Source organism: Planktotalea arctica, from assembly GCF_002105285.1.
GTDB lineage: Bacteria > Pseudomonadota > Alphaproteobacteria > Rhodobacterales > Rhodobacteraceae > Planktotalea > Planktotalea arctica.
In genome coordinates this window covers 1-1,370 of the sequence record NZ_MUHR01000040.1, presented here as the reverse complement: position 1 = coordinate 1,370, position 1,370 = coordinate 1, and the positions used below count along the sequence as shown (strand labels likewise).

General features: G+C 57.7%; 1 protein-coding gene. It reads left to right on the top strand.

The annotated features are described in order from the left end of the window. Positions 1-1,040: IS91 family transposase (locus tag B9P63_RS18755; protein ID WP_085311679.1), on the top strand; the 1,040-nt coding region annotated here is incomplete at its 5' end. Positions 1,041-1,370: the final 330 nt, after the last annotated feature.

Here is a 1,370-nt window from a genome sequence, read left to right as displayed (position 1 = left end):
GCTGCACCAAGTGCAGCCATCAGCACATTGCGTATAATTCCTGCAAAAACCGGCACTGTCCAAAGTGTCAGGGACCCGCAGCCCGAGACTGGATGGCCGCGCGTTCAGAAGATTTGCTACCGGTGGAATACTTCCACTTGGTCTTCACGCTGCCAGCCGCGATCGCACGCATCGCCTACTGGAATAAGCGCGCTGTCTATGGCCTGCTCTTCCGCGTGTCAGCGAAGACAGTGACCACCATCGCCGACGATCCTAAGCGCATGGGCGCGCGGGTCGGTATGACCAGCGTGCTGCACACCTGGGGATCGGCTCTCACCCATCATCCTCACGTCCACATGATCGTGCCGGGCGGTGGGTTGTCGAAAGACGGCAACCGCTGGGTCGCGTGTAAGCTGGGCTTCTTTCTGCATGTGCGGGTTTTATCCCGACTGTTTCGACGCTTGTTTATCGAAGGGTTGCTGGCTCTGCATTGTGAAGGAGAACTCAACTTCTTTGGTGATTTAGCTGGGCTATCAGAACCGCAGGCTTTTGCTGCGTATTTGGCCCCGCTGCGCAAAAACGAATGGGTCGTTTACGCCAAACCACCCTTCGGTGGCCCCGAGGCTGTGCTGGCCTATCTCAGTCGCTACACACACCGTGTGGCCATCTCAAACAGCCGCATCGTCAGCGCCGATGCCACCACTGTTGCGTTCAGATGGAAAGACTATCGCATCAAAAATGGAGAGCGCCAAAAGGTGATGCGGCTGGCGACGGGTGAGTTCATCCGCCGCTTTCTGATCCATGTGCTTCCTGACGGGTTCCACCGCATCCGCCATTACGGATTGCTTGCAAACGCGACCCGCAAGGCCAACATCGCAAAGGCCCGCGCGTTACTTGGGGCAGAACCGGTCAAAAACGAAAATCCGCCAACCGCAGAGATCATCCCACTTACGCTCCGCGAACCATGCCCCGATTGCGGTGGCCAGATGCGCATCATCGAGACCTTCAGGCGGGGGCAAAAGCCACAGACCCGTGCGCCACCACGAAAGGCCGCTGCATGACGAGATGTCCGTCAAAATGGATAACACCCGCTCCCTTATGCGCCTCATTCGGGTGGAGCATTCTGCTGCGCCGAACGAACCGAAGCACGGAAAACGTACCGATGCTGACCGTTATCAACGCCAAAATCATGTCACCCATGACCTCTGAGCCCCCTCAAATGCATTCGACAGACACGCCAAGGCCCAAACAAACCTACAGCGGCCTCGCACTTTCCCCATAGGTCACACTCAGCATCCCACGGCTTCCTCCTTGAGAGGTTTGTCAACGCGGGCCAAGGTCAGTCCCTCGCCGAAACCTCGCGCAGTGGCCCGCATCGAAAAACCTTCATC